31 protein-coding genes are annotated in these 26,522 nt (G+C 61.0%); 16 read left to right on the top strand and 15 right to left on the bottom strand.

Annotation, left to right across the window (positions count from 1 at the left end):
• Positions 1–27: 27 nt before the first annotated feature.
• On the top strand, positions 28–1,152 hold the full coding sequence (gene thiH, locus LGH74_RS01530; protein ID WP_226170818.1) for a 2-iminoacetate synthase ThiH: 1,125 nt from the start codon (positions 28–30) through the stop codon (positions 1,150–1,152).
• 17 nt (positions 1,153–1,169) lie between these two features.
• Here thiH and LGH74_RS01525 read toward each other — a convergent pair whose 3' ends face one another.
• Together LGH74_RS01525 and LGH74_RS01520 are read right to left on the bottom strand one after the other, a co-directional pair.
• Positions 1,170–1,796, bottom strand: coding sequence for a thiamine phosphate synthase (locus LGH74_RS01525; protein WP_226170816.1), 627 nt, complete (start codon positions 1,794–1,796; stop codon positions 1,170–1,172).
• 2 nt (positions 1,797–1,798) lie between these two features.
• Positions 1,799–2,236, bottom strand: a complete 438-nt coding sequence (locus tag LGH74_RS01520; RefSeq protein WP_226170812.1) for a thioesterase family protein — start codon at positions 2,234–2,236, stop codon at positions 1,799–1,801.
• 19 nt (positions 2,237–2,255) lie between these two features.
• On the opposite strand from LGH74_RS01520, the gene mnmC2 reads away from it, so the two are divergent.
• From mnmC2 to LGH74_RS01500, 4 genes are all read left to right on the top strand, one after another.
• Positions 2,256–2,957, top strand: coding sequence for a tRNA (5-methylaminomethyl-2-thiouridine)(34)-methyltransferase MnmC2 (mnmC2, locus tag LGH74_RS01515; RefSeq protein ID WP_226170810.1), 702 nt, complete (start codon positions 2,256–2,258; stop codon positions 2,955–2,957).
• 48 nt (positions 2,958–3,005) lie between these two features.
• Positions 3,006–3,902 (top strand): archaemetzincin, encoded by an 897-nt coding sequence (locus LGH74_RS01510; RefSeq protein ID WP_226170808.1) that lies wholly within the window; start codon positions 3,006–3,008, stop codon positions 3,900–3,902.
• Positions 3,903–3,973: 71 nt separating this feature from the next.
• A complete protein-coding gene (locus LGH74_RS01505) occupies positions 3,974–5,215 on the top strand; it encodes a DUF2157 domain-containing protein (protein WP_226170806.1) in 1,242 nt (413 codons plus the stop codon).
• Positions 5,215–5,751 carry a GDYXXLXY domain-containing protein gene (locus LGH74_RS01500; protein WP_226170804.1) on the top strand — a complete coding sequence of 179 codons (537 nt, stop codon included), beginning with the start codon at positions 5,215–5,217 and terminating at the stop codon, positions 5,749–5,751. Before LGH74_RS01505 ends, LGH74_RS01500 begins: the two co-directional genes overlap by 1 nt.
• 15 nt (positions 5,752–5,766) lie before the next feature.
• Here LGH74_RS01500 and LGH74_RS01495 read toward each other — a convergent pair whose 3' ends face one another.
• The 3 genes from LGH74_RS01495 to bshC all read right to left on the bottom strand — a co-directional run bounded on the left by LGH74_RS01495 (position 5,767) and on the right by bshC (position 8,715).
• Positions 5,767–6,285 carry an ExbD/TolR family protein gene (locus tag LGH74_RS01495; RefSeq protein WP_226170801.1) on the bottom strand — a complete coding sequence of 173 codons (519 nt, stop codon included), beginning with the start codon at positions 6,283–6,285 and terminating at the stop codon, positions 5,767–5,769.
• Positions 6,286–6,362: 77 nt separating this feature from the next.
• Positions 6,363–6,941, bottom strand: a complete 579-nt coding sequence (locus tag LGH74_RS01490) for a 5-formyltetrahydrofolate cyclo-ligase (RefSeq protein ID WP_226170799.1) — start codon at positions 6,939–6,941, stop codon at positions 6,363–6,365.
• A 193-nt stretch (positions 6,942–7,134) separates the two neighbouring features.
• Positions 7,135–8,715 (bottom strand): bacillithiol biosynthesis cysteine-adding enzyme BshC, encoded by a 1,581-nt coding sequence (gene bshC, locus LGH74_RS01485; RefSeq protein WP_226170797.1) that lies wholly within the window; start codon positions 8,713–8,715, stop codon positions 7,135–7,137.
• Between the two features lie 137 nt (positions 8,716–8,852).
• Here bshC and LGH74_RS01480 point away from each other — a divergent pair, with 137 nt between their 5' ends.
• Positions 8,853–9,068, top strand: a complete 216-nt coding sequence (locus tag LGH74_RS01480) for a hypothetical protein (RefSeq protein ID WP_226170795.1) — start codon at positions 8,853–8,855, stop codon at positions 9,066–9,068.
• A 36-nt stretch (positions 9,069–9,104) separates the two neighbouring features.
• Here LGH74_RS01480 and rimO read toward each other — a convergent pair whose 3' ends face one another.
• From rimO to LGH74_RS01435, 9 genes are all read right to left on the bottom strand, one after another.
• A complete protein-coding gene (gene rimO / locus LGH74_RS01475) occupies positions 9,105–10,421 on the bottom strand; it encodes a 30S ribosomal protein S12 methylthiotransferase RimO (protein WP_226170790.1) in 1,317 nt (438 codons plus the stop codon).
• A 145-nt stretch (positions 10,422–10,566) separates the two neighbouring features.
• Complete coding sequence (locus tag LGH74_RS01470) at positions 10,567–11,718, bottom strand: acyltransferase family protein (protein WP_226170788.1); 1,152 nt, start codon at positions 11,716–11,718, stop codon at positions 10,567–10,569.
• A gap of 102 nt (positions 11,719–11,820) precedes the next feature.
• On the bottom strand, positions 11,821–11,970 hold the full coding sequence (locus LGH74_RS01465; protein WP_226170786.1) for a hypothetical protein: 150 nt from the start codon (positions 11,968–11,970) through the stop codon (positions 11,821–11,823).
• Positions 11,971–12,228: 258 nt separating this feature from the next.
• Positions 12,229–13,209: a signal recognition particle-docking protein FtsY gene (ftsY, locus tag LGH74_RS01460; RefSeq protein WP_226170784.1), complete on the bottom strand. Its 981-nt coding sequence runs from the start codon at positions 13,207–13,209 to the stop codon at positions 12,229–12,231.
• A 202-nt stretch (positions 13,210–13,411) separates the two neighbouring features.
• On the bottom strand, positions 13,412–13,573 hold the full coding sequence (locus LGH74_RS01455; RefSeq protein WP_135395614.1) for a DUF4295 domain-containing protein: 162 nt from the start codon (positions 13,571–13,573) through the stop codon (positions 13,412–13,414).
• 7 nt (positions 13,574–13,580) lie between these two features.
• On the bottom strand, positions 13,581–13,763 hold the full coding sequence (gene rpmG / locus LGH74_RS01450) for a 50S ribosomal protein L33 (protein WP_135498243.1): 183 nt from the start codon (positions 13,761–13,763) through the stop codon (positions 13,581–13,583).
• A 181-nt stretch (positions 13,764–13,944) separates the two neighbouring features.
• Positions 13,945–15,603: an aminopeptidase P family protein gene (locus LGH74_RS01445; RefSeq protein WP_226170774.1), complete on the bottom strand. Its 1,659-nt coding sequence runs from the start codon at positions 15,601–15,603 to the stop codon at positions 13,945–13,947.
• A 93-nt stretch (positions 15,604–15,696) separates the two neighbouring features.
• A complete protein-coding gene (gene rpmB / locus LGH74_RS01440; RefSeq protein WP_022825070.1) occupies positions 15,697–15,936 on the bottom strand; it encodes a 50S ribosomal protein L28 in 240 nt (79 codons plus the stop codon).
• A gap of 97 nt (positions 15,937–16,033) precedes the next feature.
• Positions 16,034–16,216, bottom strand: a complete 183-nt coding sequence (locus LGH74_RS01435; protein WP_226173724.1) for a C1orf53 family protein — start codon at positions 16,214–16,216, stop codon at positions 16,034–16,036.
• A gap of 167 nt (positions 16,217–16,383) precedes the next feature.
• Here LGH74_RS01435 and LGH74_RS01430 point away from each other — a divergent pair, with 167 nt between their 5' ends.
• From LGH74_RS01430 to LGH74_RS01385, 10 genes are all read left to right on the top strand, one after another.
• Entirely contained in the window at positions 16,384–17,532 is a 1,149-nt protein-coding gene (locus tag LGH74_RS01430; protein ID WP_226170772.1) for an acyltransferase family protein, read from the top strand.
• Between the two features lie 90 nt (positions 17,533–17,622).
• Positions 17,623–18,138 carry a DUF2314 domain-containing protein gene (locus tag LGH74_RS01425; RefSeq protein ID WP_226170770.1) on the top strand — a complete coding sequence of 172 codons (516 nt, stop codon included), beginning with the start codon at positions 17,623–17,625 and terminating at the stop codon, positions 18,136–18,138.
• An 89-nt stretch (positions 18,139–18,227) separates the two neighbouring features.
• A complete protein-coding gene (rocD, locus tag LGH74_RS01420) occupies positions 18,228–19,484 on the top strand; it encodes an ornithine--oxo-acid transaminase (protein ID WP_226170767.1) in 1,257 nt (418 codons plus the stop codon).
• 65 nt (positions 19,485–19,549) lie between these two features.
• Positions 19,550–20,068: a hypothetical protein gene (locus LGH74_RS01415; RefSeq protein ID WP_226170764.1), complete on the top strand. Its 519-nt coding sequence runs from the start codon at positions 19,550–19,552 to the stop codon at positions 20,066–20,068.
• A 41-nt stretch (positions 20,069–20,109) separates the two neighbouring features.
• Positions 20,110–20,559, top strand: coding sequence for a TMEM198/TM7SF3 family protein (locus LGH74_RS01410; RefSeq protein ID WP_226170761.1), 450 nt, complete (start codon positions 20,110–20,112; stop codon positions 20,557–20,559).
• Between the two features lie 68 nt (positions 20,560–20,627).
• Positions 20,628–21,620, top strand: a complete 993-nt coding sequence (gene hemB / locus LGH74_RS01405; RefSeq protein ID WP_226170759.1) for a porphobilinogen synthase — start codon at positions 20,628–20,630, stop codon at positions 21,618–21,620.
• A gap of 359 nt (positions 21,621–21,979) precedes the next feature.
• On the top strand, positions 21,980–22,294 hold the full coding sequence (locus LGH74_RS01400; RefSeq protein ID WP_226170755.1) for a hypothetical protein: 315 nt from the start codon (positions 21,980–21,982) through the stop codon (positions 22,292–22,294).
• A gap of 7 nt (positions 22,295–22,301) precedes the next feature.
• Positions 22,302–23,270 (top strand): DUF6745 domain-containing protein, encoded by a 969-nt coding sequence (locus tag LGH74_RS01395; protein WP_226170753.1) that lies wholly within the window; start codon positions 22,302–22,304, stop codon positions 23,268–23,270.
• 106 nt (positions 23,271–23,376) lie between these two features.
• Positions 23,377–25,218: a vWA domain-containing protein gene (locus tag LGH74_RS01390; RefSeq protein ID WP_226170751.1), complete on the top strand. Its 1,842-nt coding sequence runs from the start codon at positions 23,377–23,379 to the stop codon at positions 25,216–25,218.
• Between the two features lie 178 nt (positions 25,219–25,396).
• A complete protein-coding gene (locus LGH74_RS01385; protein ID WP_226170749.1) occupies positions 25,397–25,903 on the top strand; it encodes a GNAT family N-acetyltransferase in 507 nt (168 codons plus the stop codon).
• On the opposite strand, the gene LGH74_RS01380 is transcribed toward LGH74_RS01385, so the two are convergent.
• On the bottom strand, positions 25,904–26,485 hold the full coding sequence (locus tag LGH74_RS01380) for a hypothetical protein (protein ID WP_226170747.1): 582 nt from the start codon (positions 26,483–26,485) through the stop codon (positions 25,904–25,906). It lies immediately after the preceding gene.
• Positions 26,486–26,522: the final 37 nt, after the last annotated feature.

Genomic DNA, 26,522 nt, shown 5'->3' with positions numbered 1-26,522 from the left:
CGACAATTATTTTCTTCTGATACGAGTATGAGCTTCCGCCCTATTTTCGAAGCCCACGCCTGGGACGACGTCAAAGCCGGCATCTATTCCAAAACGGCGGCGGATGTGGAGCGGGCTTTGGCCGCGCCCAAACGCACCCTGGAAGACTTCAAAGCCCTTATTTCTCCGGCCGCCGTGCCCTATCTGGAGCACATGGCCCGTCTCAGCGAGCAGCTCACCCGCCGGCGGTTCGGCAATACGGTGCAGCTCTACGTACCGCTCTACCTAAGCAACGAGTGCCAGAATATCTGCACCTACTGCGGCTTCAGCCTGGATAATAAAATCCGGCGGCGCACGCTGAGCAGCGTGGAAATGCTGCAGGAAGCGGCCGTACTTAAGGAGTGGGGCTACGACCATGTGCTGCTGGTAACCGGTGAGGCCAACCAGACCGTGGGCGTGGACTACCTGGAAAAAGCCCTGCACACCCTGCGGCCCCACTTCTCCCACATTTCCATGGAGGTGCAGCCCCTCGACCAGCCGGACTACGAGCAGCTGATTCCTCAGGGGCTGAACACGGTGCTGGTGTACCAGGAAACCTACCACCAGGCCGACTACCGCCAGCACCACCCCAAGGGCAAGAAGTCGAACTTCCACTACCGCCTCGACACGCCCGACCGCCTGGGCCGGGCCGGCATTCACAAGATGGGCCTGGGCGTGCTCTTCGGGCTGGAAGACTGGCGCACCGACAGCTTCTACACGGCCCTGCACCTGGGCTACCTCGAAAAAACCTACTGGCAAACCCGCTACAGCCTGTCCTTTCCGCGCCTGCGCCCGGCCCAGGGCCTGCTGCCGCCCAAGGTGGAAATGAGTGACCGGGAGCTGGTGCAGCTGATCTGTGCCTACCGCCTGCTCAACGAGGAAGTGGAGCTGTCCATTTCGACCCGGGAAAGCCCCACCTTCCGCGACAACATCATCCGCCTGGGCATCACCAGCATCAGCGCGGGCTCCAAAACCAACCCCGGCGGCTACGCCGTGGCCCCGGAGTCGCTGGAACAGTTTGAAATTTCGGATGAGCGCAGTCCCCGGGAAATTGCCGATATGCTGCGCCGCCAGGGCTACGAGCCGGTCTGGAAAGACTGGGACCCGACCTTAACCACCCTGGCCCGCCACTAACCCGGCAGCAGCCCGAGCTACACGGCTGGTGCTACGAGTTGCGCGGCCACCTGCTGCAGCTCCCGGAACACCGCCACCGGGTCGGGGTGCTGCCAGAGGGCCCCGAGCACGGCGGCACCCGCAAAGCCCAGCTGCCGGGCCTGGCCCAGGGTGGCGGCATCAATGCCGCCCAGGGCTATTACCTGCGGCCGGAACGTGGGGCGGGCCGCCCAGCGGCTCAGGGCCACTTGCAGCTCCTGGGGCGGGAAAGCAGCCGAGTAGCCCACTTTGCTGATGCTGTTGAAAATGGGGCTCAGAAAGACGTGGTGGTAGCGCCGCCGGTGCCTTTCCACTTCGTTCAGGCTGTGAAACGAGGTAGACAGGCACTGCCCGGGTACTGGGGTGCCGCGCCAGTTGTCCCGCGTGGCGGCGGGCAGGTGCAAGCCTAGCAGGGCGTAGTCGCGGGCCAGCTCGTGGTGCTGGTGCAGCATAATGCGGCCGTGAAACTTCGCCGGCACTGCTTGCAGGTAGGCCTCTACCTCGGCCCGCGAGGCGCCGGGCTTGCGCAGGTGCAGGCAAGTAAGGCCCGCATCGAACAGCTGAGTCAGGACGTGGTGCTCCTCGGGCAAAAACCAGGGCGAGGAAATAAGTAGCAGTTGAAACATCGTTATTCGTGGGCTTCGGGGGTGAGGCGCGCGGCCATGGGCGCGTCCATGGAGCGCAGCTTGCGGGTGTTGTAGTCGAAGAGCAGCATGCCGGTTTTAGCGCGGGCTATTTCCTTGCCGACCTGGTTTTTCACCCAGTATACCACGTCGAAACCGTACTTGCTTAGCTCGGTGGCCGCCAGCTGAATGTGCAGCACGTCGCCGTAGAAAGCCTCGCCCTTATACTCGATGGCCACGTCGGCCATGATAACGCCCAGCTTGGTTTCGGCATCGACTTCGGCTAGCCCCAGGTGCCGCAGAAACTGCACCCGGGCCTCGTGCAGGATGCTGAGCAGGGCATCGTTGCCGAGGTGGGCACCGTAGTTGAGGTCGGTGATGCGGACGGGTAGCTGGATGCTGAGCGAATATGCGGCGGGCAACACTACTTTTACACGGGCCATTGTTACAAGGGAAATAAGGATGATACACGAAACCGAAGGCGGCGTAAAAGTAGAGGTTCGCACCACAGAAGACGGTTCGAGTACCCTCTACGTGCCCGCGCTGGATGAGCACTACCACTCCACCCACGGCGCACTGCAGGAAGCCCAGCACGTATACCTTGGCGCGGGTCTGGAGCCCCGGCTGGCCGACGGGGCAACGCCGGTGCGGGTGCTGGAAATCGGCTTTGGCACCGGCCTGAACGCCCTGCTGACGCTGCAGCGCAGCTTGAGCACCCACGCCGTTATCGAATACGACACGCTCGAAAAATATCCGCTGCCGCCCGCCGTTATTCAGGCCCTGGGTGTGGAGCGCTACGTGCTGAACCCCGAGCTGCTGGCTTACCACGAGCAGCTGCACGCCGCCGCCTGGAACACGACTGTGCTCGTAGCGCCGCGCTTCCTGCTGCGCAAACTGCATGGGGCCCTGCAGGAAACCATCCTGCCCGCCGCGCACTACGACGTGGTGTATTTCGACGCCTTTGCCCCTGAGAAGCAACCCGATATGTGGACCGAATCCGTGTTTGAGCAGCTTTACCAGGCCACCGCGCCGGGCGGCACGCTGGTGAGCTACTGCGCCAAAGGCAGCTTCCGGCGCAGCTTGAAAGCGGCCGGCTGGCTAGTGGAAAAGCTGCCCGGCCCGCCTGGCAAGCGCGAAATGACTCGGGCCCGCAAAAGCAGCTGAAATATCCCTCTGCCGTAAGCCGTTTACCGGTAATACTTCTCCTGTCTGATGACGGCTACCCACTTTCTCGCGTTGCTCGTTCTGCTCTGCTGCAGCGGCAGCAGTTCGACTGCTGACCCGGCCCTGCGGCAGGCGGATATTTATTTCCAGGCAATCCGGGAAAACGACGTGCCGCTGAAAAAGCCACAGCCCGGCGAGTGGCTGTACGAGCACCAGGAACCCGGACAGAACGTGGCCGCTTACCAGCAGCTCCACCCCGTCCGCCCCGGTTCGGTGGTGCATACCATCTACCTGCAGCCCGTGGGCCGGTTTTCGGTCCTGCAGCGCCAGGCATTGGCGGCTACCCGGGAGTACCTGCGTATTTTTTACCAACAGCCGGTGGTGCTCCTGCCCACGGTAGCCGATACGCTGGTGCCGCCCACGGCCCGGCGCCGGCAGGGCGGCCACGAACAGCTACTAGCACCCTACCTACTCGACAATTATCTGAAAGCCCACCGGCCCAGTGCCGGCCTGGCACTCATGGCCATCAGTGCCAAAGATCTGTACCCGAAGCCCGAATGGAATTACGTGTTCGGGCTGGCCTCGTACCCCGACCGGGTCGGCGTCACGTCCATCTACCGATTGCAGGACCAGACTCTTACGACCAAAAATTACGCCCGCAGTCTGGCCCGGCTGATTGCCATTTCGTCGCACGAAATCGGGCACATGTTTTCCCTGCACCACTGCACCTACGCCCACTGCGTGATGAATGGTACCAATAGTCTGTCCGAAACCGATGCCACGCCCAACCGCCTGTGCTCGGAGTGTCAGATGAAGCTTCACTGGAATTTTCAGTACGACAATACCCGTCGGCTCCAGGACCTAGCGGCTTTCTTTGGCAAGCACCAACTCCGGCGCGACTATCTGCTGGCCGGCCGGGACCTGAGGAAATTGCCAAGCCACTAACTGCCGCGTAGGCCTGCTATTTCCGTCTGGCAGCGCCTTTTGTCCCCTTTCTGCGTAAGTTGACTGCAATTATGAGTCGGAAACTACTGGAGACGGAAGGCCCGAAGTGGGTGGCGCAGGGTATCATCACGCCGGAGCAGCAGCAGCAGCTCTTGGCCCTCTACCCCGATGAAGGCCGCGTGGTGGGGCTGTTGCCGCTGCTGGGCAGCCTGCTGGTGGGGCTTAGCGCCCTGAGTCTGGTGGCCGCCAACTGGCAGGGCCTGCCCGAGTGGCTCCGGCTGCTGCTGCTGCTGGGCAGCATGAGCGGGGCCTACGCCGGGGGCGAATATTTCCTGCGCCGCCGCAACGATTCGCTCGGCATCGGCCTGGTGGGCCTGGGTCTGATTCTGTTCGGCGCCGGCATCATTCTCACCGGCCACATGTACCAGCTCATCGGCTACGATGCTACCGGGCTGCTGGCCTGGGCCCTGGCCGGCACCGCCCTTACTTACCTCTACCACAGCCGCTTCCTGTTTATTCTCACGGCCGCCATCGGGGGCATCGTGCAGGGCTACAGTACCGGGCAGCTCGGGGGCTTCAGCTACTTCACGGCGGCCCTCACCGTGTGGGGACTGGGCTACTACTGGTGGCGGCGGCCCGATGGGTTGCTGGCTACCGTGCTGGCTACCGGCCTACTCTGGCAGGCGGGCTTGCTCATTGGGCATCTGCACGCCAAAATCACCTGGTTCTTTATTCCGGCTATGCTCATCTACGCCGCCGGCGACTGGCAGGCTGACCGCCCGGCGGGCCGCTCGTTGCAGGCCCCGCCGCTGGTTGCCGCCTTCCTGTTTACGCTGGGACTGGCCCTCTATGGCGAGGCCGATACCTACGCCGGTATGCTACGGCCGCCGTTTCTGGCCTATATCAGCGCCCTGCTGCTAGTGCTGGCGCTGTCGTTGGCGGGCAAGTATAAGCGGGGCCGCCTGAGCAGCGCCACCGACTGGCTGCTGCTGCTGCCGGGCTTTTACCTGCACGGTGGTTTGGCCCTGGCCATTGCCACGCTGGTGGTGCTGTATGCCTATTCGGGCTCGGTGCTGTGGCGCGCCCACCAGGAAAACAACGCCGACCGCGTCACGCTGGGCACGGTGCTGTTTATCCTGACCACGATGGTGGCTTACTTCAAGCTGACGTGGGCCTTCATGGATAAGTCGCTGTTTTTCCTGCTCGGCGGGGCTTTGCTGTTGAGTCTGAGCTGGTACCTGCGGCGCAAGAATGCGCAGTCGTTGGCCGCCAAGCAACCCGACGCTCAGCCCGACGTTCAATCCCACGCCTAATGAACCCGACCAGCACTTTCTTCTCCCGCCAGCGGCTCGTGACTTTGGCCGTGGCCGTGCAGGCGCTGTTTATTCTGGCCGTGGCCGGCGCGGGCTACGCCACTACCGCGCTGGGCCGCACCATCGTGCTGCGTACCACCCCCGTCGACCCGCGCGACCTGCTTTTCGGCGATTATGTGCGCCTGACCTACACCATCAGCCAGGTAACGCCGCAGCTGTGGCACGGGCCGGACGCCCCGCAGAAAGGCCAGCCGGTGTACGTGCTGCTCCAGCCCGCCGGCCGCGCCTACGAAGCCACCGGCGTATATGCCACCGAGCCAGCCGCCACCGCCGACCAGGCAATCCTGCGCGGCTGGGTCACCGACAGCTGGCGGCACGGCATCCGGCTGCGCTACAACCTGGAGCGGTACTATGTGCCCGAAGATGCGGGGCAGGCACTACAGAAAGCCGGCATCCGGCGCGCCCTGCTGGTGCGGGTGAGCGTAGCGCCCTGGGGCCAGGCCCGCATTGCGCAGGTGGAAGAAGTGCCGCAATAACAACGACAGCTTCGGCTACAAGCCGTTCCGCTTCAGCAAGTCATAGTCGCCTTGCTGCATGTCCACCAAAGCGTATTGGGTCTGCCCGGTGATGTTCATTTCGTCTAGCGCATCCACTATGTTCCGATACTTAGCCTTGTCTGAAGGCTTAATCAGGACTATATAATTGGGGTGCTCCTGTTTCAACTTCAGTAACAGATGCCGCAAGCTTGTAGATGAAAAATCCATAACCTGCACATCAGGCGTACTGCCATTTCTTAGCATCCCATTGTAGTATAATACTTTATCACTCTTTCCAAGAACCAGGGTTGTAGCCGAGGAGCTCCGGTCGATAGGCGGGTCACAATGCGTTCTACTAACCGGCATCATCAGGTCCAGCACCGTCGGCTTTTTGAAATCAGCGGCGAGCAGGAAGAAGGTGACCAGCAGGAAGCCCAGGCCCACCATCGGCGTCATATCCGGGTGCAGGATGCGGCGAAAATTGCGCCGGCTCGACCGGAGACTGGTGTTGGCAGCGGGTTGGGAAGTAGCCATAGCAAGCAAGGTAAAAAGAACTGACTTTCAGGCAACGCGCCGCAGAAGTGCTTTGTTGTGGCCGGCTCCGGCCGGGCTTACTTTTCGAAGCGCCACACCCGGCCGGGCGTTACGCAGGCGTGCAGGCGCACGTCGCCCTCCCAGGCATCGGCGATGCGCGCCACGGGGTCTTCCAGGGAGAGGCCAATGAGCAGCACATCGGGGCGGCACTGTTGCAGAAACCGGTCGTAGAAGCCCTTGCCGTAGCCCACGCGGTTGCCGGCTTCATCGAAGGCCAGCAGCGGAATCAGCACGGCATCCAGCTCCTGGGGCGCTACCTCGGCGGCATTCAGCGGCTCGGGCACGTTCCAGGCGTTTTCCACCAGCTCGGTGTCGGGCGTGAGCAGGTAATGGCGCAGCGAGCGGCCGTCTTCCTGCATCACGGGCACCACCATATGCACCTCCGGAAACTCGCGCCAGAAGCGGCGAATGATGCCCCAGGTATCCAGTTCGCGCTGCCGCTGAATGGGCAGAAACACGTGAATGGCCCGCAGCTGGGTCAGGTAGGTTTCCTTGAACAGCCGGGCCGCCACCTGCTGGCTGCGCGTGGCCAGCTCCAGCTCCGACAGAGCCTGCCGCCAGGACAGCATCTGCCGCCGCAATTCACTTTTCAGCATACGTGGTCGAAAAAGGCGGCGGGCAATACACGGGCCGGTTAGCGCTGCCGGGCGCCGCGCTTAGCATCTGGTAACCAGACAGGAAAAACGTAGCGGGCAGAAATGGATAGAAAGCCGTGCAATATAAAACACCGCCGCCGCCCCCGAAAGTATCGAAGGCGGCGGCTAAACTGCAGGCCTATATTATCTAGAATCAAGCCTCTTCCACTACCGTAAGCTCCAGGGCCAGCGGCTCGAACGCCTCCAGGAGCTGCGGAATAAACTCGGGGTTGTTGATCAGAATGGACAGCACGTTGTCGACGCGCTCCTGCAGGTCGCCGCCCGGAAAGAGCTTTTCCTTTACGGCCGTGAGCTGCGAGTAGGCCGTATCGTGCTTGGCTTCGGCGGCTTTGCTGAGGCGCTTTTCGAGGCCGGCCAGTCCGCCGGCTACTTTCTGGGCTTCGGCGGCCACGGTTTTTACCAGCGTCGGGTCGAGGCGCTGGGCCAGGTCAGTTATCTGCTGAAAGGTGGCGGCAATGGCCTGCTGCTGCTCGCTCAAGCTCACTTCTTCCTGGCCCAGCGTGGCGCCCACCTGCTTTTTGAGCTCGGGCAGCGGCCGGAAAACGTCGGTGGGCGTGAGGCCCAGCTTGCGCAGCTTGCCGGCGTTGGCCTTGCCCAGATACAGGGCCGAGTTGCGCAGCAGCAGCATCGGGAACGGCACCTGGTTGTCGATGAATACCTGCCGGAGCTGAAACCAGTAGGCCACTTCGGCCCCGCCGCCGATGTAGCAAAGGTTGGGCAGCAGCATTTCCTGATACAACGGCCGCAGCACCACGTTCGGGCTGAAGCACTCGGGCTGGGTGCGGGCCAGCTCCAACAGCTCGTCCTGGCTGTAACAAAGGCTGGTGTTGCGCACCGCGTAACAGTTGCCCTCCAGCTCGATTCGCTCCCGCTTGCCCTCATTGGTCAGGAAGAACAAGTTGAGGGGCCGGGAGTAAATCTGGGGCTTGTAGCCAGCGGCTTCCAGCTGGGCATTGGTGGCCTGCACGGCTTTGTTAGAAGCCTGCTCCCGGATTTCGCGCTCCAGCACCGGCACCAAGGCCTGCTTCAGCGCCGCACTGTCGCCGTCGATGCTCACCAGGCCAAACTCGCCAAACAAGGCGTGGGTCAGGCGGCGGGTGGCTTCGGTGAGCGTGCCGCCGGCCTCGTAAGCCTCCCGAAAAGCGGCTGGCACGTCGGCCGGCAGCTGGTCGAGCACCTGCTCCTGCAGGCCAGCCAGCAGCATGCGGCCCACCGGCCCGCCCACCTGCTCGTTCTGCCACTCGTGCTTTTTGCCAAAGAGGTGAAAGTGGTTGATTTCGGCAAAATCGTGGTCTTCCGTCGCCATCCAGTACACGGGCACGAAATCGTACTGCGGATAGCGGGCCTTCAGCTGCTGGCTCAGCTTAATGGTCGTCACGATCTTGTAGATGAAATACAGCGGCCCGGTCAGCAGGTTCAGCTGGTGGCCGGTCGTGACGGTGAAGGTTGTCTCCTTGCCCAGCAGCTCCAGGTTGGCGGCCACGGCCGGGTGCGTTTCGCCCAAGCCAGCGTACTGCTCCCGCAGCGCGGCCACCAGCCGCTGCCGGGCCTCGGGCGCGTAGGCGGCCTGCTTTTCGGCTATCTGCCCCTCAAATTCCGTCAGCGTCGGGAAGCGGTGATAATAGGGCCGCAGCGCGGGATTCTGCTGGATATAATCGGCAATAAAGGACGAGAAGGCACCCGTGGCGGCGTAGCTGAGATGATGCAGAGGCATAAACGAAGGGGACTATTGGCGGCGCAAGGTCCGCAAAAAAATTACAGCAAAGCGGCAGTCGGTGGCGCACCCGCCGGGCGGTTTTGCTGTTGCACAGGCTCTACGTTCGTCCTGAATAGGAGTCAAACCGCGTCCGCATGAATCTGTTTCAGCTCCTGGGCCTGTGGCTGCTCATCGTGGTGCCCTTGCCCTGGGTGTATACCCTGCTTTATATTCAACGAGGCTACTTCCCGGGCCGCTGGGAAAAGCGCCGCTGGTTTCATACCGTACTCACTCAGCCCGTTATCGGCCTGGTGCTGTACTGGACCAAAGGACACCGCCGGCGCCGGTCCAAACGAAAAAAAGCCACCTGAGCAGGTGGCTTTTTTCGTTATCAGTTTTGGTCCAAGCTATTTTACCAGCTCGCCGTACAGGTCGAAGTCCGATACGTCGTTGATTTTCACGTTGGCAAAGCCGCCCAGCGACACGTAGGTATCGGGCGTGGCCGGCACCAGCACTTCGTTGTCGACTTCGGGCGAGTCGAACTCGGTGCGGCCCACGTAATAGCCGCTTTCCTTGCGGTCGAAGAGCACTTTGTAGGTGTTGCCTACTTTCTGCTCGTTCAGGTCCATCGAAATACCCTGCTGCAGCTCCATAATCTGGTCGGCGCGGCTTTGCTTTACTTCGGCAGGCACGTCGTCGGCCAGGGTGTGGGAGTGGGTGTTTTCCTCGTGCGAGTAAGTAAAGATGCCTAGGCGCTCAAACTTGGTTTTTTCCACGAAGTCGTAGAGCTCCTCGAAATCCTGCTGGGTTTCGCCAGGATGGCCGGCAATAAGGGTAGTACGCAGCGCAATGCCGGGCACCCGCTGCCGGATGGTATCCACCAGCTCGATGGTGCGGCGCTTTGAAATACCCCGGCGCATCGACTTGAGCATGGGGTCCGAAATGTGCTGCAAAGGCATATCCAGGTATTTGCAGATGTTTTCGCGCTCGGCCATTACGTCCAGGGCATCCAGCGGAAACTGCGACGGATAAGCGTACTGCAGCCGGATCCAGTCAATGCCGTTCACGTCGGAGAGGTTGCGCAGCAGGTCGGCCAGCTTCCGCTCGCCGTAGGCTTCCAGGCCGTAGTAGGTCAAGTCCTGGGCAATGAGAATCAGCTCCTTGGTGCCCATGCTGGCCAAGCGTTTGGCTTCCTTCACCAAGTCCTCAATGGGCCGGTCGACGTGCTTGCCGCGCATCAACGGAATGGCGCAGAACGAGCAGGGCCGGTTGCAGCCTTCGGCAATCTTGAAGTAGGCGTAGTGGCGGGGAGTGGTAATGAGCCGCTCGCCCACCAGCTCGTGCATGTAGTTGGCCTCCAGGGTTTTCATCAGCTGGGGCAGCTCCAGAGTGCCGAAATAGGCATCCACCTGCGGAATTTCCACTTCCAGCTCGTCTTTGTAGCGCTGCGAGAGGCAGCCCGTCACGTAGAGCTTATCGAGGCGGCCGGCTTCCTTTTCGTCGGCATAGCGCAGAATCGTGTCGATGCTTTCCTGCTTGGCATTGTCGATAAAGCCGCAGGTGTTGATAATCACGATGTTGGCGTCGTTCTGCTCGGCCTCGTGGGTTACCTGGAAATTATTGGCCTGCAGCTGCCCCATCAGCACCTCCGAATCGACGATGTTTTTGGAGCACCCGAGGGTAATGACGTTGACTTTATTGGCCAGCTGGCTTCTTACTTTCATGCGAATGGAATAAGCGGGTAGTCAGGCAATTTCTTAGAAGTGAGAAAGTTGCCGGTTTCTGCCCACGACGAATTTTGGACCGCAAAGGTACGCAGGAGCCAACGCCTTTTCCTACTCCGAACGTTCCTTTACTCAGCGGCGTGCCTCACAAGCCCCGCCCGCCCGTCAGCACGCTGTACAGGGCAGGCAGCAGCCGGCGCAGCACCGCGCCCAGCAGCACGGCCAGCACCACCACGGCCAGGGGCAGCAGCAGGTACACCAGCAGCTGCTGATCCGGCCACTGGTGCAGAGCGGCTTCGGTGGCATAATTTACCAGCGGTACGTGCAGCGCATAGATCATGAAGGAAAAGCCCGTGAGCCACACAAACCACGCCTGCCGCATGGCCACTCGCACCAGCGCATCAGTACCAAACCACATGACGAGGATGCCCAACGCCTCGGCCGTTTTGTGCAGCAGCAGCATCGGGATGAACGGCGGATGCTCGGAGGCAAAAGCCAGGGAGGTTTTGCCCGCCAGCAACGCTAGCCATACCACCGCCAGCAGGCCCGGCCGCAGCCACTGGGGCGGAGTCAGCAGGTTTACATTGCGCTTTTGCAGCCACACGCCCAGGGCAAAGAACACCAGCCCGGTGCCCTCCAACAGCGGCGGCACGCTGATATCAAGCAGCCACAGCAACCCGGCAACAGGAAAATACACCTTCGGCGCCTGCAAGACGGCCTTTCGCAGCCACGGATAGGCGAGATTATACACCAGCAAGCCGCGCAGAAACCATAGTTGAAACGGTATCGGGAAAAGTAACCAGCGTAGCAGCAGCTCCCCGGGGCTGTAGCCGCTCACGAAGGGGTTTTCCGGGCCAAAAATGCTCAGCGAAGCATCCAGCACCAGCTGCCGGGTGGGCCCGTACTGCTCCATGGCCCACGTCAGGCCCAGCCCGAAGGCACTCCACAGCAGGTAGGGCACCAGCAACGTCAGCACCCGCCGTTTCACCCGGACTTTGTGCGGCGCCCTCGTGTCATGAAAGGCAAACAGGTAGCCGGAAATGGCAAACAGAATCGGGATGCGGAAGCGCAGCAGTCCGTTAGCCAGCAAGTACTGCACCCACGCCCCCACCGACAGCGGCTCGTCCACGGGCGTCCAAGGCTGCAAATAGCGCGGGTGCAGATTGTAGCCGTGCACGTATACCAGCAGCACCATGGCCACCAACGACCAGAACCGCAGCTTCTGGCTCAGAAATGGGTGCAGGCGGGCCGGGGTAGCTTCGGCGGCCGGAAGGTCGAGAGTGGAAACGGTCTGCATACTCTGGCAGATGCTGGCAGCAGCCAATCCGTTGTCTGGTGAGGCTGGCTACCGCGCCACCTACTGTAAGCAATGCAGGACGTTGGCCCTAGCACCCGGCTTTTAGGGCTGCGCGCCGGTCAGTGGCTGGTGCTTGGCCGTGAGGGCCTGCATCAGATGCAAGGCGGCGGCCATCACGGGCCCGCCCAGCGCATCCTGCCACAGCGCGTCGAAGGGAGCCTGCCCGAAGTGCAGTCCGCTGGGCGTGAGCATATTGATGCGCGCCAGTCCCTTACCCGGGGCTCTACCTCGCGCAGGTCTGAATCGGTGGCGGGCCACTGTGCCGCGGGCAGGTCGCCGAACAGCACCTCGCGGATGCCGGTGGAAGGTGGTGGCGGAGTCGCGCCCCGCAGTTTGTCGAATACGTCCCGAAAGCCCATCGTGCGGAAATGAAATAGTGAGTCGGAGCAAAATAACGCAAAAGCGCCACCGCGGGAGGCGGTGGCGCTTTTCTTTCGGCAGTTAGTTAGCTTACTTCTTCGAAAACAGCGAGTTAACGTAAGTATGCCGATCAAACAGCTGCAGATCCGTCATTTTCTCGCCTACGCCGATGTAGCGCACCGGAATGTTGAACTGGTCGGAGATGCCAATTACCACGCCGCCCTTGGCCGTGCCGTCGAGCTTGGTAATAGCCAGGGCCGTTACTTCGGTGGCTTTGGTGAATTCCTTGGCCTGCAAAAAGGCATTCTGGCCTGTGCTGCCATCGAGCACCAGCAGTACCTCATGCGGCGCATCTGGCAGCACCTTCTGCATCACGCGCTTAATCTTGCTGAGCTCGTTCATCAGGTTCACCTTGTTGTGCAGGCGGCCGGCCGTATCGATAATGACCACGTCAGCCCCCATTTCCACGCCTTTCTGCACCGCATCATAAGCTACGGAAGCCGGGTCGGTGTTCATGCCATGCGAAATAACCGGCACGCCCACGCGCTGCCCCCAAATGATGAGTTGATCGACGGCGGCGGCCCGGAAAGTGTCAGCGGCGCCGAGCACGACTTTCTTGCCAGCTGAGTGGAAGCGGTGAGCCAGCTTGCCGATGGTCGTGGTTTTACCCACGCCATTTACGCCCACTACCATGATAACGAACGGATGGCCGGGGCTGTCGGCACGGTCCAGAATGGCGCGGGAGCCGGTGGCGCCGCTGTTGCCGTCGAGCAGGCCGGCAATTTCCTCCCGCAGGATGCGGTCCAGCTCGCTGGTACTCACATATTTGTCGCGGGCCACGCGCTTCTCGATGCGGTCAATGACCTTCACCGTAGTTTCGATGCCTACGTCGGCATGGACCAGCACGCTTTCCAGATCGTCGAGCACGGCTTCGTCTACCGTGGCCTTGCCAACTACGGCCTTGCTGAGCTGGTCGAAAAAGCTGGTTTTCGACTTTTCCAGCCCTTTATCCAGCGACTCCTGCTGCTCTTTGCTCTCCTTGTCTTTCTTAAAGAAATCGAAAAGTCCCATTTAGTGGTGCTTAGTGCTTAGTTGTTGGTGCTTCGCCGCGCAAAAGCTACGAAACCGATGCAAGTTCGCTCTTTCTGCGCGCTTCCGTACCAAGCACTACCGACTGAGCACTCAGCACCAGATTTAAAAAACCCTAATACGCAAAAAAGTCCCACGGCGGCGGGACTTCTTCACTTCATTCACTACGCCCGGAGGCGTCGAATTACTTCGTGCCGGAGGCAATGTACTCCTGCACTTTGTCGACGGGTACCATTTCCTCACGGAAGGTATACGCGCCGGTCTTAGGGGACTTTACAGCGCGGATGACCTTTGCCCAGTCTTTGCCGCCTGCTACTTTCAGGGTTGCTACTACTTTCTTAGCCATCGCTCAATTACTTGATTTCCTTGTGGACGGTCATTTTCTTGAGCACGGAGTTGAACTTCTTCAACTCAACACGCTCAGGCGTGTTCTTACGATTCTTGGTGGTAATGTAGCGCGAGGTGCCCGGCATACCCGAGTTCTTGTGCTCGGTGCACTCCAGGATTACCTGCACCCGGTTTCCTTTCTTAGCCATCTCGACTTGGGGTTTTGGATTAAGGACTGCAAAGGTACAAGTCTTTTCGGAATTGCCAAACGGTCAGCCCGATGTAGCCTACATTTTCCGAAATTATTTCGGAATAATCCGAACTGCATGGAATGATTGTTTCTGAATAACTGGTGCTTTGGAAACAATTTCAGCGTTGTCCCGGCTACAATTACTTTAGATTCGGCAGCTTAAAATTATCCAGCGCGCTGGGTTTAGCCATCAGGGTTTCTATCTCCGCCACCGTGCGCGGGGCGCCGGCCGACAGATTCTCGTAGCCGTTCTTGGTAATCAGGATGTCATCTTCGATTCGTACGCCGATGTTCCACCACTTCGGGTCGCAGGGGCTGTTGGCGGGAATGTAGATACCCGGCTCCACGGTGATAACCACGCCCGGCTGCAGCGGCTGGTAGGTGCCACGGTCATGCACGTCGAGGCCCAGGTAGTGCGAGGTGCCGTGGGGGAAATATTTGCGCACCTCGGTAGCATCCTTAATCAGGCCCAGCTTGATGAGCCCATCGGTAATAACCTGCAGGGCGGCTTTGTGCGGGGCCTGAAACTCGCTGCCCGGCTTGCACTCCTTGAAGGCCGCATCCTGAGCCGCCAGCACCAGCTCGTAGATCTGGCGCTGGGCGGGGGAAAACTTGCCGCTGGGCGGAGCCGTGCGCGTCACGTCGGCGGTGTAGCCGTGGTATTCGGCTCCGCAGTCCATCAGAATCAGGTCGTTGCCGAGGCGGGGCTTGTCGTTGGTTTCGTAGTGCAGAATACAGCCGTTGGCGCCGGCGCCCACAATGCTGGGGTAACCTTCAAACTCGGCCCCGTAGCGGCGGTACACGTACTCGTGCAGGCCCTGCACCTCGTTTTCCGACATATCGGGCTTCAGTGCCTTCATTACCTCCTGCTGGCCGGTGGTCGAAATCTGGACGGCGCGGCGTAGCAGCTTCAACTCCTCGGGCGTTTTTATTTCCCGCAGGCCGCTTAGCACTTCGACCAGTGTGGCCGCGTCGTAGCGGGCTGGGGCGGGCTTGTTGGCAATGGCTTTCTGGCGGTCGGCGTCGGTTTTGGCCTGGCGGTACGCCTGGATGTAGGCATCGGCCGCCACAGCGGGCTGGGCCTTGCTCTGGCTTTCAACGTAAGGCAGCAGGTTGGCCGAATTCGCCGCCCCGTAGCGCTGAATCAGGCCGCGCAGCTCAGCCACCAGCGGGTTGTAGTCGGTAGGTACGCCGGCCTGGCGGCGGAAGTCGGCTACCAAGTTGAACAAATCGGCTGGGTCGCGGGCATCGTCGCGTACGTCGGCCGGCAAGTCCGTGAAAAGAATCTGGCCAAAGTCGGCCCACTTGATGCCAGCTTCGGCAAACGACTTATTATCGGCCGTGTATTGCAGCTTAAGCTGCTCTTTGGCCCCATCAGCGCCCAGGCGGCGGCCGGTCCAGGACTCGCGCTGCGGGTCGCGGGGCTGGGTAAACAGCGCCTCCGTGATGCCGCTCTGCCCGCCGATGGTCTGGGGCTCTTTGAAGAGCAGCAGCACCGCGTGGGGCTCGGTATAGCCCGTCAGGTAGTAAAAGTCCGGAGCCTGATGGTAGATAAAATCCACATCGTTGGCGCGGTTGCGGACGGGGGCCGCAAACAAAACGGCAACGGAGCGAGCCGGCAGCGCTTGGCGCAGCAGCTCTCTCCGTTGCCGGTGAAAGGCGGGGTCCAGAAAATCGGTGGGACGGTCGGAGGAAGTCGGGCGCTGGGCGCGGACTTCCGGCGAATGGCCAGCCAAGGAAGCCGTCAGGACGACGGCAAGGAGTACCCGGGTTGTTTTAGACAGAAGAGAGTAGCGCATACGGCAGAAAGGACGCTGAATGGCCCGGCACGTTGCGTGCGGAAAAATTCAGCTGGTTTCGCCGTAAGATACTACCCGGGGCTTCCGAAAAAACTAGTAAACGATGAAGCCCTGCTCTTTTGCCTTCTTCAGGACCGACATGATGCCGTTCTTGTTGATGGTGCGGATGGTGCTGGTCGCAACTTTCAGCGTTACCCAAGAGTCTTCTTCTGGAATGTAGAAGCGCTTTTTCTGCAGGTTCGGGTAGAACTTGCGCTTGGTTTTGTTGTTGGCGTGCGAAACGTTGTTGCCTACGCGGGTACGCTTGCCGGTCAGATCACAAACTCGTGCCATGATATCGAGGGACTTAGTGGTTTCAATGCTGGAAAAAGGGACGCAAATATCGGTATTTGTACGACAGTAACAAACCGGCGCGCTGAAAAATAAGCGGTTAGCCAATAGTCGGAGGCTTGGGCGGGGCAGGTTTGCCGTTGGCAAAACCCCACGGACAGTGCCGGCAGCCACTTTTGCAGCAGAATCCGCGGCGCAAATGATACTGCTCAGTAAAGACCATAAAACCTTCCGGAGTCAGATAATAGTCGCCCGGCTGCAGGGGTTGCGGTTTGAGTGCCATTGGCGGGCAAGTTACGGGCAATAGCGCAAAACCACCGTCTGACGGCAGCCATGCAGCCAATAGAGGCATAAACATTCTACTTATAAATTATATTTATTTTATAAAATGTTGTTCTTATTTTAGCTCCATGTTTCATCGAACTGGCGGCCGACCTGACTCCCTGACCTATGGAAACCAAGAAATACGACTACATCGATGCCTTGCGGGGCGTGGCCGTGCTGGCCGTGCTGCTGGTGCATTGCGCCCTGTTTGGCACTAACACGCCCGACCATCCACTGTTTGCCGCGGCCGTGCAGCAGGGCGCGCGCGGGGTACAGCTGTTTTACGTGCTCAGTGCCCTCACCCTGTTTTTATCAATGGGCAGCCGGGCTTCGCAAGAACGGCACCCCACGCTCAACTTCTTTCTGCGGCGGTTTTTCCGGATTGCCCCGCTCTTTTACTGCGCCATTCTCTACTACCTGTGGCAGGATGGCTGGGGGCCACGCACCTGGCTGGGCAACGCCCCGGGGGTGACGGCGGCGCAGGTGCTGGCCACGGCCACCTTTAGCAACGGCTGGAACCCGCGCTGGATCAACAGCATCGTGCCGGGCGGCTGGTCTATTGCGGTGGAAATGAGCTTTTACCTGATTCTGCCTCTATTGTTTCTTTATGCTGACTCGCTGAAGCGGGCCCTGACACTAACGGTTATAACGACACTAGTAGCCGTGGCTTTCGTGCTCTGGATGGGCCGCCACCCGCTCATTCCGGAAGCCCAGCTCTGGACCGACTTTATCTTTCTGGCTTTTCCGACCCAGCTGCCGGTGTTTGCCATGGGCATCGTGCTATTTTTCCTGCTGCGTGCCCCAGCTGGCCCTACTTTGGGTCCCGACCCGACCCGGGCCTGGCTGCTATTGCTCACGGTGGGGCTGCTGCTGGCCCGCTTCGTCTTTGCCGACCTAGTGCCCAACTACCTCTGCATTGGGGTGGCTTTCGTGCTGCTTACATATGCGTTGTCGCTGTATCCGGTGCGGCTCCTGGTGAATTCGTTTACCATTTATGCGGGCAAAATCAGCTACAGCATGTATCTGACGCACTTTGCCGTGCTGCACGCCATGCAGCAGTTTCACCTCACCGACCTGCTGCCCCAACCGGGTCTGGGCACGGGGCTGCTCAACTACGCAGTGCGCTACCTGACGCTGCTGGCGCTGGATGTGCTGGTGGCTACCGTCACCTATCACCTCATCGAGAAGCCGGGTATGGCGCTGGGCAAGCGGCTGATTGGGGCGCTGGAAAAAGACCGGCCCGCGCCAGTAGCTACCACCGCCACGGCGGGCTAAAGCGCCGGGAAAGCCTGGCGTAAACTGGCGGACAAGGCGGCTTTTTCGTATTTTAGAATAGCTTTCCGGGCCGAAACATCTCCTTTGCTTATGTACTTGCACCGTGCCTTTGGTCTTTTGCTGCTTCCGCTGACTGTAGTGGCGCTGGAAGCCCGTGGGCAGCAGCCAGCCGCCGACCGGCCAGTGGCGGTAGTTTCGGCCGAAGCGGCCGGCTCGGTAGGCGCGGCTCAGTCGATGGCGCTGTTCGACCAGCTGATTGCCAAACCGATGAAGGAAGCGTTGAAAACCTTGCCCCAAGCCAAAAAAAGGTTTCAAACGGGCCTGAAGCCAGGGGAAACGTTTTACCTGACCACCCGCGTGGTGGATGCCGACGGCACCTTCGAGCAGGTTTTCGTGCAGGTCACGCAGTGGGAAGATACCTACGTGCAGGGCACCATTGCCAACACGCTGCAGACCGTGCGCCAGTACCAGCAGGGCCAGACGCTGGAATTCACGACCAGCGCCGTCTACGACTGGACGCTGGCGCGGGCCGACGGCTCGGAGGAAGGCAACTACGTGGGCAAGTTTCTCGATATTCAGGATCGGCTCGACCGGCTGGGCGAGTAGTCATTCGGGAGGGCCGAGGCGCAGTCTTTTGGGTCTTTTGCGTAGTTTTGAAGGAGTTGAATCTGCTTTCCTGCTTAACCCCTCCCACTATGCAGCCTACCCACCCCCACCCCGCCGATACTACCAGCCGCAGCCAGGAGCTGATGGCCCTGGAAGACCGTTATGGCGCTCACAACTACCACCCACTGCCCGTAGTGCTGAGCCGGGGCGAAGGCGTACATGTGTGGGACGTGGACGGCAAGCAGTATTTCGACTTTTTGTCGGCTTACTCGGCCGTCAACCAGGGCCATTGCCACCCGCGCATCGTGGGCGCTATGGTAGAGCAGGCCCAGAAGCTGACCCTGACTTCGCGCGCCTTCTTCAACGACCAGCTCGGGCCAGCCGAAAAGCAGCTCTGTGAGTTGTTTGGCTACGACAAAGCCCTGCTGATGAACTCAGGCGCCGAAGCCGTGGAAACCGCCCTGAAGCTGGCCCGCAAGTGGGGCTACCAGGAAAAAGGTATTGCCCCCAACCAGGCCCGCATTCTGGTGGCCGAGCACAACTTCCACGGCCGCACCACCGGCATCATCTCCTTCAGCACCGACGCCGACAGCACAGGCGGCTTCGGGCCCTACATGCCCGGCTACCAAGTGGTGCCCTACGATGACTTGGCAGCGCTGGAAGAAGCCCTGCAGGACCCGCACGTCTGCGGCTTTCTGGTGGAGCCCATTCAGGGCGAGGCCGGCGTGATGGTACCGGCCGATGGCTACCTGGCCAAGGCCCATGCCCTGTGCAAGGCCCACAATGTGCTCTTCATTGCCGACGAAATCCAGACCGGACTGGGCCGCACCGGTGAGCTGCTGGCCGTGTGTTACGAAGCCGTACACGCTGATATTCTGATTCTGGGCAAGGCCTTGTCGGGCGGCACCATGCCGGTATCGGCGGTGCTGGCCTCGGATACGATTATGCTCACCATTCAGCCCGGGCAGCACGGATCCACGTTTGGCGGCAACCCGCTGGCTTGCGTGGTACTGCGCGCCGCCCTCGACGTGCTCCACGACGAGCACCTGATCAGCAACTCGAAGGCCCAGGGCGAAGTATTCCGGGAGCGGATGCGCCGCGTGATGGCCAAACGGCCCGAAGTGGTGGAGCTGGTGCGGGGCAAAGGTCTGCTCAACGCCGTCGTGATTAAGCCCCACGCCGATGGCCGCACCGCCTGGGACGTGTGCGTGAGCCTCATGGAGCGCGGCCTGCTGGCCAAGCCCACCCACGGCGACATTATCCGCTTTGCCCCGCCCCTGGTCATTACCGAGGAGCAGATGCACGAGGCCTGCGACATTATCGAGGCGGTGATTCTGGCTTTCTAAGCCCGCCGCTTTACCCGAAACCCGAGCGGACCGCCCTATCTTGGCGGTCCGCTTATTTTTTGCCTATGAACGTATTTTCCACCGGCCGCCTGCTAGTTTTATCGATGACGCTGCTGCTGGGCTGCCGCAGCGAAAAAGCTGCCTTTGACTTTCGCCCCGGCCCAGTCGTAGCTATAGCCGCCGCGCCAGTAGCTGCGCAGCCAGCGCCGGCTCCGGCAAAAGCCCCGGCAGAAATTCCAGCTTCGGCAAGTACCCAGCAGCCCGCCGCAACCCGGTCAGTGGCTGTGCAGCGCGCTAATCCAGTGCGTATTTTACGGCCACAACTGAAGCGCGAAGCACAAAGCAGCCAGCTTCGCAAGGCGAAAAAGCAGCCTCTTCAGGCAGCTAGTCGCCACGACGTTTTCCACATTGTGCTGGGCTCTTTGCTGATTGCGGGCGGCGTGGTGGCGGGCCTGCTGCTGGGCGGCTGGCTGGGGCTGGGCGTGGGCGCGGCGGTGGTTATTCTGGGCTATTACTTTCTGGTGCTGGGGGTGGGCGGCAAGCACGCGTGGCTCGAAATCTTCCAGGAGTTTTTTAATATGTAGCTGTTGGGATGAAAACGTATCTGGCCTTTTGCTTAGTGCTTTTGCCCCTATTAACGGGCTGCCGCAGTGAGCAGACAGCTTTTCAATTCCAGCCCGCGCCCCGACTGCTGGCCCGGCTGGATACCGCCCCAACAAAACGACCTGGCCCGCCCGTAGTGGTGCGCCAGTCTGCCGCAACCCGGCCGCTGACACTAATTCAGCAGCGTACCGAGGTACAAAGCGCTGGCAAAACCAAGTCCCAATGCGCCAAGGTGGTAAAAGCAGTTGGCAGCCCGAAGACGGTTGTGCAGCACGTAACAGCACCCCGGCAGCTGCTTTCCGCTAAAGGCAGCTTCCTGCAGATTCTGGGCACCGGCGTATTTGTGGCGGGCATCGTGGCGGGGCTGGTGGTGGGCAGCTGGGCCGGGTTTGGCATCTTTGCCCTCGGGTCGGTTGTCGGCCTGCTGCTGGCTTTCTGGGGCAGCTTTATCATCGACGGCAACTTGCCCTAAGCGCCCAGGCGCGCAACCTTATCTTTGCCGGCGTTGTTTTGCCCGGTTACCTCTTTCCAAACGTATCAATGGCCATCCTCCCAACTCACCGCCCTCGGCGCAACCGCAAGTCTGAAGTTATTCGCAACATGGTGCAGGAAACCAACCTGACCACCAACGACTTCATCTACCCGGTTTTCCTGATTGAGGGCCAGAATAAAACCATCGAAGTAAGCTCGATGCCGGGCATTCACCGTTTCACCGCCGACCGCCTCATCGACGAAATTGGGCAGGCCGTGGAGCTGGGCATCAAGGCTTTTGCCCCGTTTCCCGGCATCAACGACGCCCTGAAAGACCGGCTGGCCAAGGAATCGGCCAACCCCGAAGGCCTGTACCTCAAAACCGTGGCCGACATCAAGCGGCAGTTTCCCGATGTGGTCATCATGACCGACGTGGCCATGGACCCCTACTCCAGCGACGGCCACGACGGTATCGTGGACCCCGAGTCGGGCGAGATTCTCAACGATGCCAGCCTGGAAGTGCTGGGTCAGATGGCCCTGGCTCAGGCCCGCGCCGGCGCCGACATCATCGGCCCTTCCGACATGATGGACGGCCGCGTGGCCTGGATTCGGGACGTACTCGACCGAAATGCCTTTAGCCACGTGAGCATCATGAGCTACACGGCGAAGTACGCGTCGGCTTTCTACGGCCCCTTCCGCGACGCGCTGGACTCGGCCCCGAAAAAAGGCGACAAGAAAAGCTACCAGATGAACCCCGCCAACAAGCGCGAAGCCCTGCGCGAGCTGGCCCTTGATGAGCAGGAAGGTGCCGACATGGTGATGATAAAGCCTGCCCTGAGCTACCTCGACGTGATTCATGCCGTGAAAGCCAACACCAACCTGCCCGTCACGGCTTACAACGTGTCGGGTGAGTACGCCATGATAAAAGCTGCTGCCCAGAATGGCTGGGTTGATGGCGAGAAGACGATGATGGAAGTGCTGCTGAGCATCAAGCGGGCCGGCGCCGACGCCATCCTGACCTACTTCGCCAAGGAAGCTGCCGCCGTGCTGCGTCGCGGCTAAAACTCATAGTCATCAACGGCTATTCTTAGTAGCAACCAGGCCGATGCAGGGCCTGAGTAAATCCTGGCCGGACTCCACCAAGCGTGGGTTGTCCGGCCAGGATTTTCTTTTTTGCGCCAACCGTGCCGGCTCGTCGAGCTAGTTTTCGCACCGCAAGAATGCCCTGTTCAGTTAGTCAGATAAGCTCCTGTTAAAAGTACCCTGCATTGATTCAGCTACTTTTTTGGTCTCCACTCCAAAAACTATGTACTAAATTTTTTAGTATAAAAATCAGGCTTTTCGTTGCCTTTTATCCACAAACACCGTAATATCGTGTAAGCAAGATTTTAAAGCAATTCTTCCCATTTTAGCAAAGCATCATGACTCAGCCCAGCTCTTTGTATCGTCACGGTGATGTCCTTATTGCGGCCGTAGCCGCGCTACCGGCCGGCGCCGTACCGCGCCCCGGCGTAGTGCTGGCCCACGGCGAGCATACCGGCCACTCCCACCGCATTCGGGAAACCGGGGCCGCTAGTATGTATGCCTATGGCAAAGACTTGTACCTGCTCGTGTCGGCTCCATCGGCCACGCTGGTGCACGAGGAGCACCGGCCCATTGCGCTGCCCGTAGGCGTGTACCGGGTGTGGCAACAGCGCGAGTATACGCCCTCGGCCATCCGCACCGTAGTCGACTAGCCTGCTGATGTTTACCATCAACGCCCGGGGCCGCCATCTGCGCCGGCCCGCCGCTCCCGAGGCTGCCCAAGCGGCTGAGCCAGCGCCTTCTGCCTATCAGCTATCCGCCCCTGCTCCGCCGGCGGCCAGCCCCCGGCCTTATGCGTTGCCTCCCCAAACTGGTCCGGTGCGGGCCACGCCGGAAGAGGCGCGGCGGCTGGTGCTGTCGGGCCGCATGCCCGACGAGCTGATTGTGAGCGGAGCGCTGCGCCTGAGCCATGAGCCGCGGCTGCGGGAGCTGCCCACGTTTCTGGAATGCACGCACCTGGAAGTAAACGACTGCCCCAATCTGGAGCTGCTGCCCGAACGGCTACGGGCCACCAGCGTGCAGGCCGCCCGCACCGGCATCCGGGAGCTGACTGGCGACTGGCTGGTGCGCGAATCGGTGAACCTAAGCGGCAACCGGCACCTGCGGCGGCTGCCCGAGCGCCTCACCGCCCGCAGCCTGGACGTGGCCAACTGTCCGCAGCTGCTGGCGCTGCCCGCCACCGCCCACCTCACGCACTGGGTAGAAGTGGCCGGCAGTGGCCTCACCGCGCTGCCCAGCGGCCTGAAGGTCAATATCCGCTGGCAGGGCACCACCGTGGATGAGCGCACGGCCTTCCGGCCCGAAGATTTGAAAGCCGGCGAAATCCTGAATGTGCGCAACGTGACGCGGCGGCGGATACTGCTGGAACGCTTCGGCCTCGACCGGTTTATTGAGGAAGTCGGTGGCCTGATCATCGACCGGGACCGGGACACGGGCGGGGAGCGGCAGCTGATTAGCATTCCACTCGAAGACGATGAGCCGATAGTAGCGCTGCGGGTGAAATGCCCCTCCACGGCCCACAGCTACGTGCTGCGCGTGCCGCCCCACGTGCGCACCTGCCGCCGGGCCGCCGCCTGGCTGGCCGGCTTCGAGAATGAGCACGACTACCGGCCCCTCATCGAAACCTGAGTTCAAACTGCATTCCGCCTGATTTTTTCCCGCCAGCTCTGCTTACTGCGGCCGGGAAGTAGAAAACCCTTGTCTTATCCCCCCTTTAACCCCTTACCATTCGCTTATGCAAATCACCCAACAGCCAACCAGTCCGGTACTACTCGAAAACACGGCCGACACGACCAGCCTGCTGCTCAGCTTCCGGGAAGACGTACCGAATCCGCAGCGGCGGCCCCTGAACGTGGCCCTCGTCATTGACCGTAGCGGCAGTATGGCCGGGGCCCCGCTCAAGCACGCGCTGAAAGCCGCCGCCGACTTCGTGGACCGCCTGACGGCCGACGACCGACTGAGTGTTGTAGTGTATGACGACGTGGTGGATACCCTGCTGGACGCCCAGCTGGTAACCGATAAGGAGGCCATCAAACAGATTCTGAAAAGCGTGCGGGCCGGTGGTATTACCAACCTGAGCGGCGGCTGGCTGCGGGGCTGCGAGCTGGTAGCCAAGCACAAAACCGACCAGCACGTGAACCGCGTGCTGCTGCTCACCGACGGGCAGGCCAACCACGGCGTTACGAACCCGGCCATCCTGACGGCCACGGCCGGCAAGAAGGCCGAGGAAGGAATTACCACTACTACTCTCGGCTTTGGCAGCCACTTCGAGGAAGATTTGCTGATCGGTATGGCCCGGGCCGCCGGGGGCAACTTCTACTTCATTCAGTCCTTGGATGATGCGGCTGACGTGTTTGGCATCGAGCTGGACAGCCTCAAGGCCATTGCCGCCCAGAACCTGACCGTGACGCTCACCCCCATTGGGCAGGCTGAAATAGCCGACGTGCTGAGCTTGGCCCGGGTAGAACCCCAGGATGGCGGCCGGCTGGTGCTGCACCTGGGCGACGTGCACGAAAACGAAGACAAGCTGCTGGGCCTGCAATTCCGGCTGCCGGCCCTGGCCGCGGGCAGCCACCAGCTGCTGCACATTGCCTACCGAGCCGATGCCATTCGGGAGGGTAGTATTGAAGCCATTGCCGGGGAGCACACGGTGCAGGTAACGGCCGGCGGCATTGAGGCCGTGGCCGACGCCGCCGACGGCGGCGTGACGATGGACCTGGCCCGGCTGCGCATTGCCCGCGACAAAGAGCGGGCCGTAGACCTAGCCGATGCCGGCAAGCACCAGGAAGCGGAGGAGCTGCTGCACCAACTGGTAGCTTATCTGACGGCTAAGGGCCTGCACGAGCACTTCGAAATTGCCGAGGAAATTGATCAGATCAACCACTACGCCCAGCGCATTGCCAGCCGCCACCTCGACAACGAGAGCCGCAAGGAGCTGCGCGACCAGGCCTTCCAGGGCCGCCGCGCGCGGGTCGACTTGTCGGGCCGTGGGGTGAGTGTCGACCAGGCGGCCCACGCGCTGCCCGTGGTGACGGAAGCCGGCACCGGCGTCGAGCTGACCTGTTTCCGGGAAGGCGGCAAGCTGCGGGTGCGGGTAGTTTCGCCGGGCTACGATGATCTGAACATCCAGTTCCCGCGGGCCATTCGGGCCGAAGGCGCGCACTACATTGTGGAAGAGCTGGAGCGCAGCCTCGACGGCACTTTCTACCGCGCCAAAGGCAACATCACCCGCCTGGTGCGGCCCGGGGAAGTGGATGCGCTGGCCGGCTTCTCGCCGAGCCGCTCGGGCGGCAGCCGCGCCGCCAGCTCCCGCCCGGCCAAAGCCCCCACGACGCTGGCCGATCTGGAAGAAACCGACACCATCGGCACCGGTGTCCTGATTCAGTGCGTGAAGGACAAAGGCAAGCTGCGCGCCCGGGTGGTGAGTGACGGTTTCGACCCGGACTGGAACATGCGCTTTCCCCGCGGCATCCGGGAAGAAAGCATTCTGTTCGTCGTTGACCAGGTAAACACGGCCCCCGACGGCAAGTCCTACATTGCCAGCGGCGACATCAAGCGCTTCGTGCAAACCACGTAGGCCGGGCCGGGCAGCAGCGGAGACGTTGGTAGCCGGTCAAAAAAACAGAAAGCCGTTTCGCAGCCAGGAGCTGGGGAACGGCTTTTTTGCTTCCTTGCGGCCTGCATTTGCCAGGCGGTCAGCTGCTTATAGCGCACGGCCGTAGTTTCTCTTTCCAGCCTATTTCGTCCCCTCTGCCATGCCGTCTATTCGCCTCGCCACTCTTGCCGATATTCCCGCCATCCTGGAGCTGGTGCGCCGCGTGGTGCCGCTGATGCAAGCCAGCGGCAACCAGCAATGGACCACCGACTACCCCAACGAGGCGGTTTTCAGCCAGGATATTGCCCAAAGTCAGCTGTGGGTGGCCGAGCTGGACGGGCAACTGGCCGGCGTGGCCGCCCTCACCCAGGACCAAGACCCCGAATATGCTCAGGCCGATTGGGACGCCACCGAAACGGCCATCGTGACGCACCGCCTGGCCGTGGACCCCACTGCGCAGGGCCGGGGCGTGGCGGCAGCATTACTGGAGCAGGCCGAGGTGCTGGCCCGGCAGCGGGGGCTGAAGTCGCTCAGGGTGGATACCAACTCGGAAAACGCGGCTACGCAGCGGCTATTTCCCAAGCTGGGCTACCGCTTCGCGGGCGAAATCACGCTGGGGTTCCGGCCTGGGCTGCGGTTTTTCTGCTACGAGAAGCGGCTGGACTAGCTATTCTTTCGCGGCAAAGGCCTGCAGCTCCTGTAGCTCCACTAAGATCTGCTGTTCCCAGGAAACCTGCTTTTCCGGCAGTGCGGCGTAATTCGTTTCTTCGGTGCAGCTCACCTGGCGCTGCTGGCACTCCTTCATTTGCGCCGTCATCAGCTCGTTGACATCCGGCTTGCCGAAGAGCAGAATTTTCGTGGCATTGGCCCGAACCTGCTGCCGCATCCGCCGAATGTATATTTCCTGAATATCGAACAGGGTTTGCTGAAAGCGGATCTGCTGCGAGACATCGGCTCGGTTAGTCGTGTCGAGCCAGGAAGCGGAACGCAGCAGCTGGTTGCGAATACTGTTGTGGCCCGTCTTGCCTAGCAGCTCAAACATGTGGCCTTCCATACCGAAGTGGTACATGGCATTGCTGCCCCGCAGGTTGCTGTTGGGCCGGAGTTTCAGCTGAAAATCAGCGGCCGTGATGCGCCGGGTGGCACTCCAGTCCAAGTAATCCGAGTCGGAGGCAGCCGTTTTTTGGGCCAGCCCCGGCGTAACAAACAGCCATACACCGGCCAAGACAAAAATCAGAAAACGAAGCATGGGCTAAGCATCGAGGATAGAGTCCGTAAAAGTACGG

This window comes from Hymenobacter lucidus, from assembly GCF_020447265.1.
Taxonomy (GTDB): domain Bacteria; phylum Bacteroidota; class Bacteroidia; order Cytophagales; family Hymenobacteraceae; genus Hymenobacter; species Hymenobacter lucidus.
The sequence above is the reverse complement of the archived record's forward strand: the minus strand, read 5'-3'. Positions and strand labels throughout refer to the sequence as shown.

Excerpts from the sequence above, each read along its gene's own strand:
- thiH (WP_226170818.1), top strand. The coding sequence starts at position 28 with ATGAGCTTCCGCCCTATTTTCGAAGCCCACGCCTGGGACGACGTCAAA.
- LGH74_RS01525 (WP_226170816.1), bottom strand. The coding sequence starts at position 1,796 with ATGTTTCAACTGCTACTTATTTCCTCGCCCTGGTTTTTGCCCGAGGAG.
- LGH74_RS01520 (WP_226170812.1), bottom strand. The coding sequence starts at position 2,236 with ATGGCCCGTGTAAAAGTAGTGTTGCCCGCCGCATATTCGCTCAGCATC.
- mnmC2 (WP_226170810.1), top strand. The coding sequence starts at position 2,256 with ATGATACACGAAACCGAAGGCGGCGTAAAAGTAGAGGTTCGCACCACA.
- LGH74_RS01510 (WP_226170808.1), top strand. The coding sequence starts at position 3,006 with ATGACGGCTACCCACTTTCTCGCGTTGCTCGTTCTGCTCTGCTGCAGC.
- LGH74_RS01505 (WP_226170806.1), top strand. The coding sequence starts at position 3,974 with ATGAGTCGGAAACTACTGGAGACGGAAGGCCCGAAGTGGGTGGCGCAG.
- LGH74_RS01500 (WP_226170804.1), top strand. The coding sequence starts at position 5,215 with ATGAACCCGACCAGCACTTTCTTCTCCCGCCAGCGGCTCGTGACTTTG.
- LGH74_RS01495 (WP_226170801.1), bottom strand. The coding sequence starts at position 6,285 with ATGGCTACTTCCCAACCCGCTGCCAACACCAGTCTCCGGTCGAGCCGG.
- LGH74_RS01490 (WP_226170799.1), bottom strand. The coding sequence starts at position 6,941 with ATGCTGAAAAGTGAATTGCGGCGGCAGATGCTGTCCTGGCGGCAGGCT.
- bshC (WP_226170797.1), bottom strand. The coding sequence starts at position 8,715 with ATGCCTCTGCATCATCTCAGCTACGCCGCCACGGGTGCCTTCTCGTCC.
- LGH74_RS01480 (WP_226170795.1), top strand. The coding sequence starts at position 8,853 with ATGAATCTGTTTCAGCTCCTGGGCCTGTGGCTGCTCATCGTGGTGCCC.
- rimO (WP_226170790.1), bottom strand. The coding sequence starts at position 10,421 with ATGAAAGTAAGAAGCCAGCTGGCCAATAAAGTCAACGTCATTACCCTC.
- LGH74_RS01470 (WP_226170788.1), bottom strand. The coding sequence starts at position 11,718 with ATGCAGACCGTTTCCACTCTCGACCTTCCGGCCGCCGAAGCTACCCCG.
- LGH74_RS01465 (WP_226170786.1), bottom strand. The coding sequence starts at position 11,970 with ATGCTCACGCCCAGCGGACTGCACTTCGGGCAGGCTCCCTTCGACGCG.
- ftsY (WP_226170784.1), bottom strand. The coding sequence starts at position 13,209 with ATGGGACTTTTCGATTTCTTTAAGAAAGACAAGGAGAGCAAAGAGCAG.
- LGH74_RS01455 (WP_135395614.1), bottom strand. The coding sequence starts at position 13,573 with ATGGCTAAGAAAGTAGTAGCAACCCTGAAAGTAGCAGGCGGCAAAGAC.
- rpmG (WP_135498243.1), bottom strand. The coding sequence starts at position 13,763 with ATGGCTAAGAAAGGAAACCGGGTGCAGGTAATCCTGGAGTGCACCGAG.
- LGH74_RS01445 (WP_226170774.1), bottom strand. The coding sequence starts at position 15,603 with ATGCGCTACTCTCTTCTGTCTAAAACAACCCGGGTACTCCTTGCCGTC.
- rpmB (WP_022825070.1), bottom strand. The coding sequence starts at position 15,936 with ATGGCACGAGTTTGTGATCTGACCGGCAAGCGTACCCGCGTAGGCAAC.
- LGH74_RS01435 (WP_226173724.1), bottom strand. The coding sequence starts at position 16,216 with ATGGCACTCAAACCGCAACCCCTGCAGCCGGGCGACTATTATCTGACT.
- LGH74_RS01430 (WP_226170772.1), top strand. The coding sequence starts at position 16,384 with ATGGAAACCAAGAAATACGACTACATCGATGCCTTGCGGGGCGTGGCC.
- LGH74_RS01425 (WP_226170770.1), top strand. The coding sequence starts at position 17,623 with ATGTACTTGCACCGTGCCTTTGGTCTTTTGCTGCTTCCGCTGACTGTA.
- rocD (WP_226170767.1), top strand. The coding sequence starts at position 18,228 with ATGCAGCCTACCCACCCCCACCCCGCCGATACTACCAGCCGCAGCCAG.
- LGH74_RS01415 (WP_226170764.1), top strand. The coding sequence starts at position 19,550 with ATGAACGTATTTTCCACCGGCCGCCTGCTAGTTTTATCGATGACGCTG.
- hemB (WP_226170759.1), top strand. The coding sequence starts at position 20,628 with ATGGCCATCCTCCCAACTCACCGCCCTCGGCGCAACCGCAAGTCTGAA.
- LGH74_RS01400 (WP_226170755.1), top strand. The coding sequence starts at position 21,980 with ATGACTCAGCCCAGCTCTTTGTATCGTCACGGTGATGTCCTTATTGCG.
- LGH74_RS01395 (WP_226170753.1), top strand. The coding sequence starts at position 22,302 with ATGTTTACCATCAACGCCCGGGGCCGCCATCTGCGCCGGCCCGCCGCT.
- LGH74_RS01390 (WP_226170751.1), top strand. The coding sequence starts at position 23,377 with ATGCAAATCACCCAACAGCCAACCAGTCCGGTACTACTCGAAAACACG.
- LGH74_RS01385 (WP_226170749.1), top strand. The coding sequence starts at position 25,397 with ATGCCGTCTATTCGCCTCGCCACTCTTGCCGATATTCCCGCCATCCTG.
- LGH74_RS01380 (WP_226170747.1), bottom strand. The coding sequence starts at position 26,485 with ATGCTTCGTTTTCTGATTTTTGTCTTGGCCGGTGTATGGCTGTTTGTT.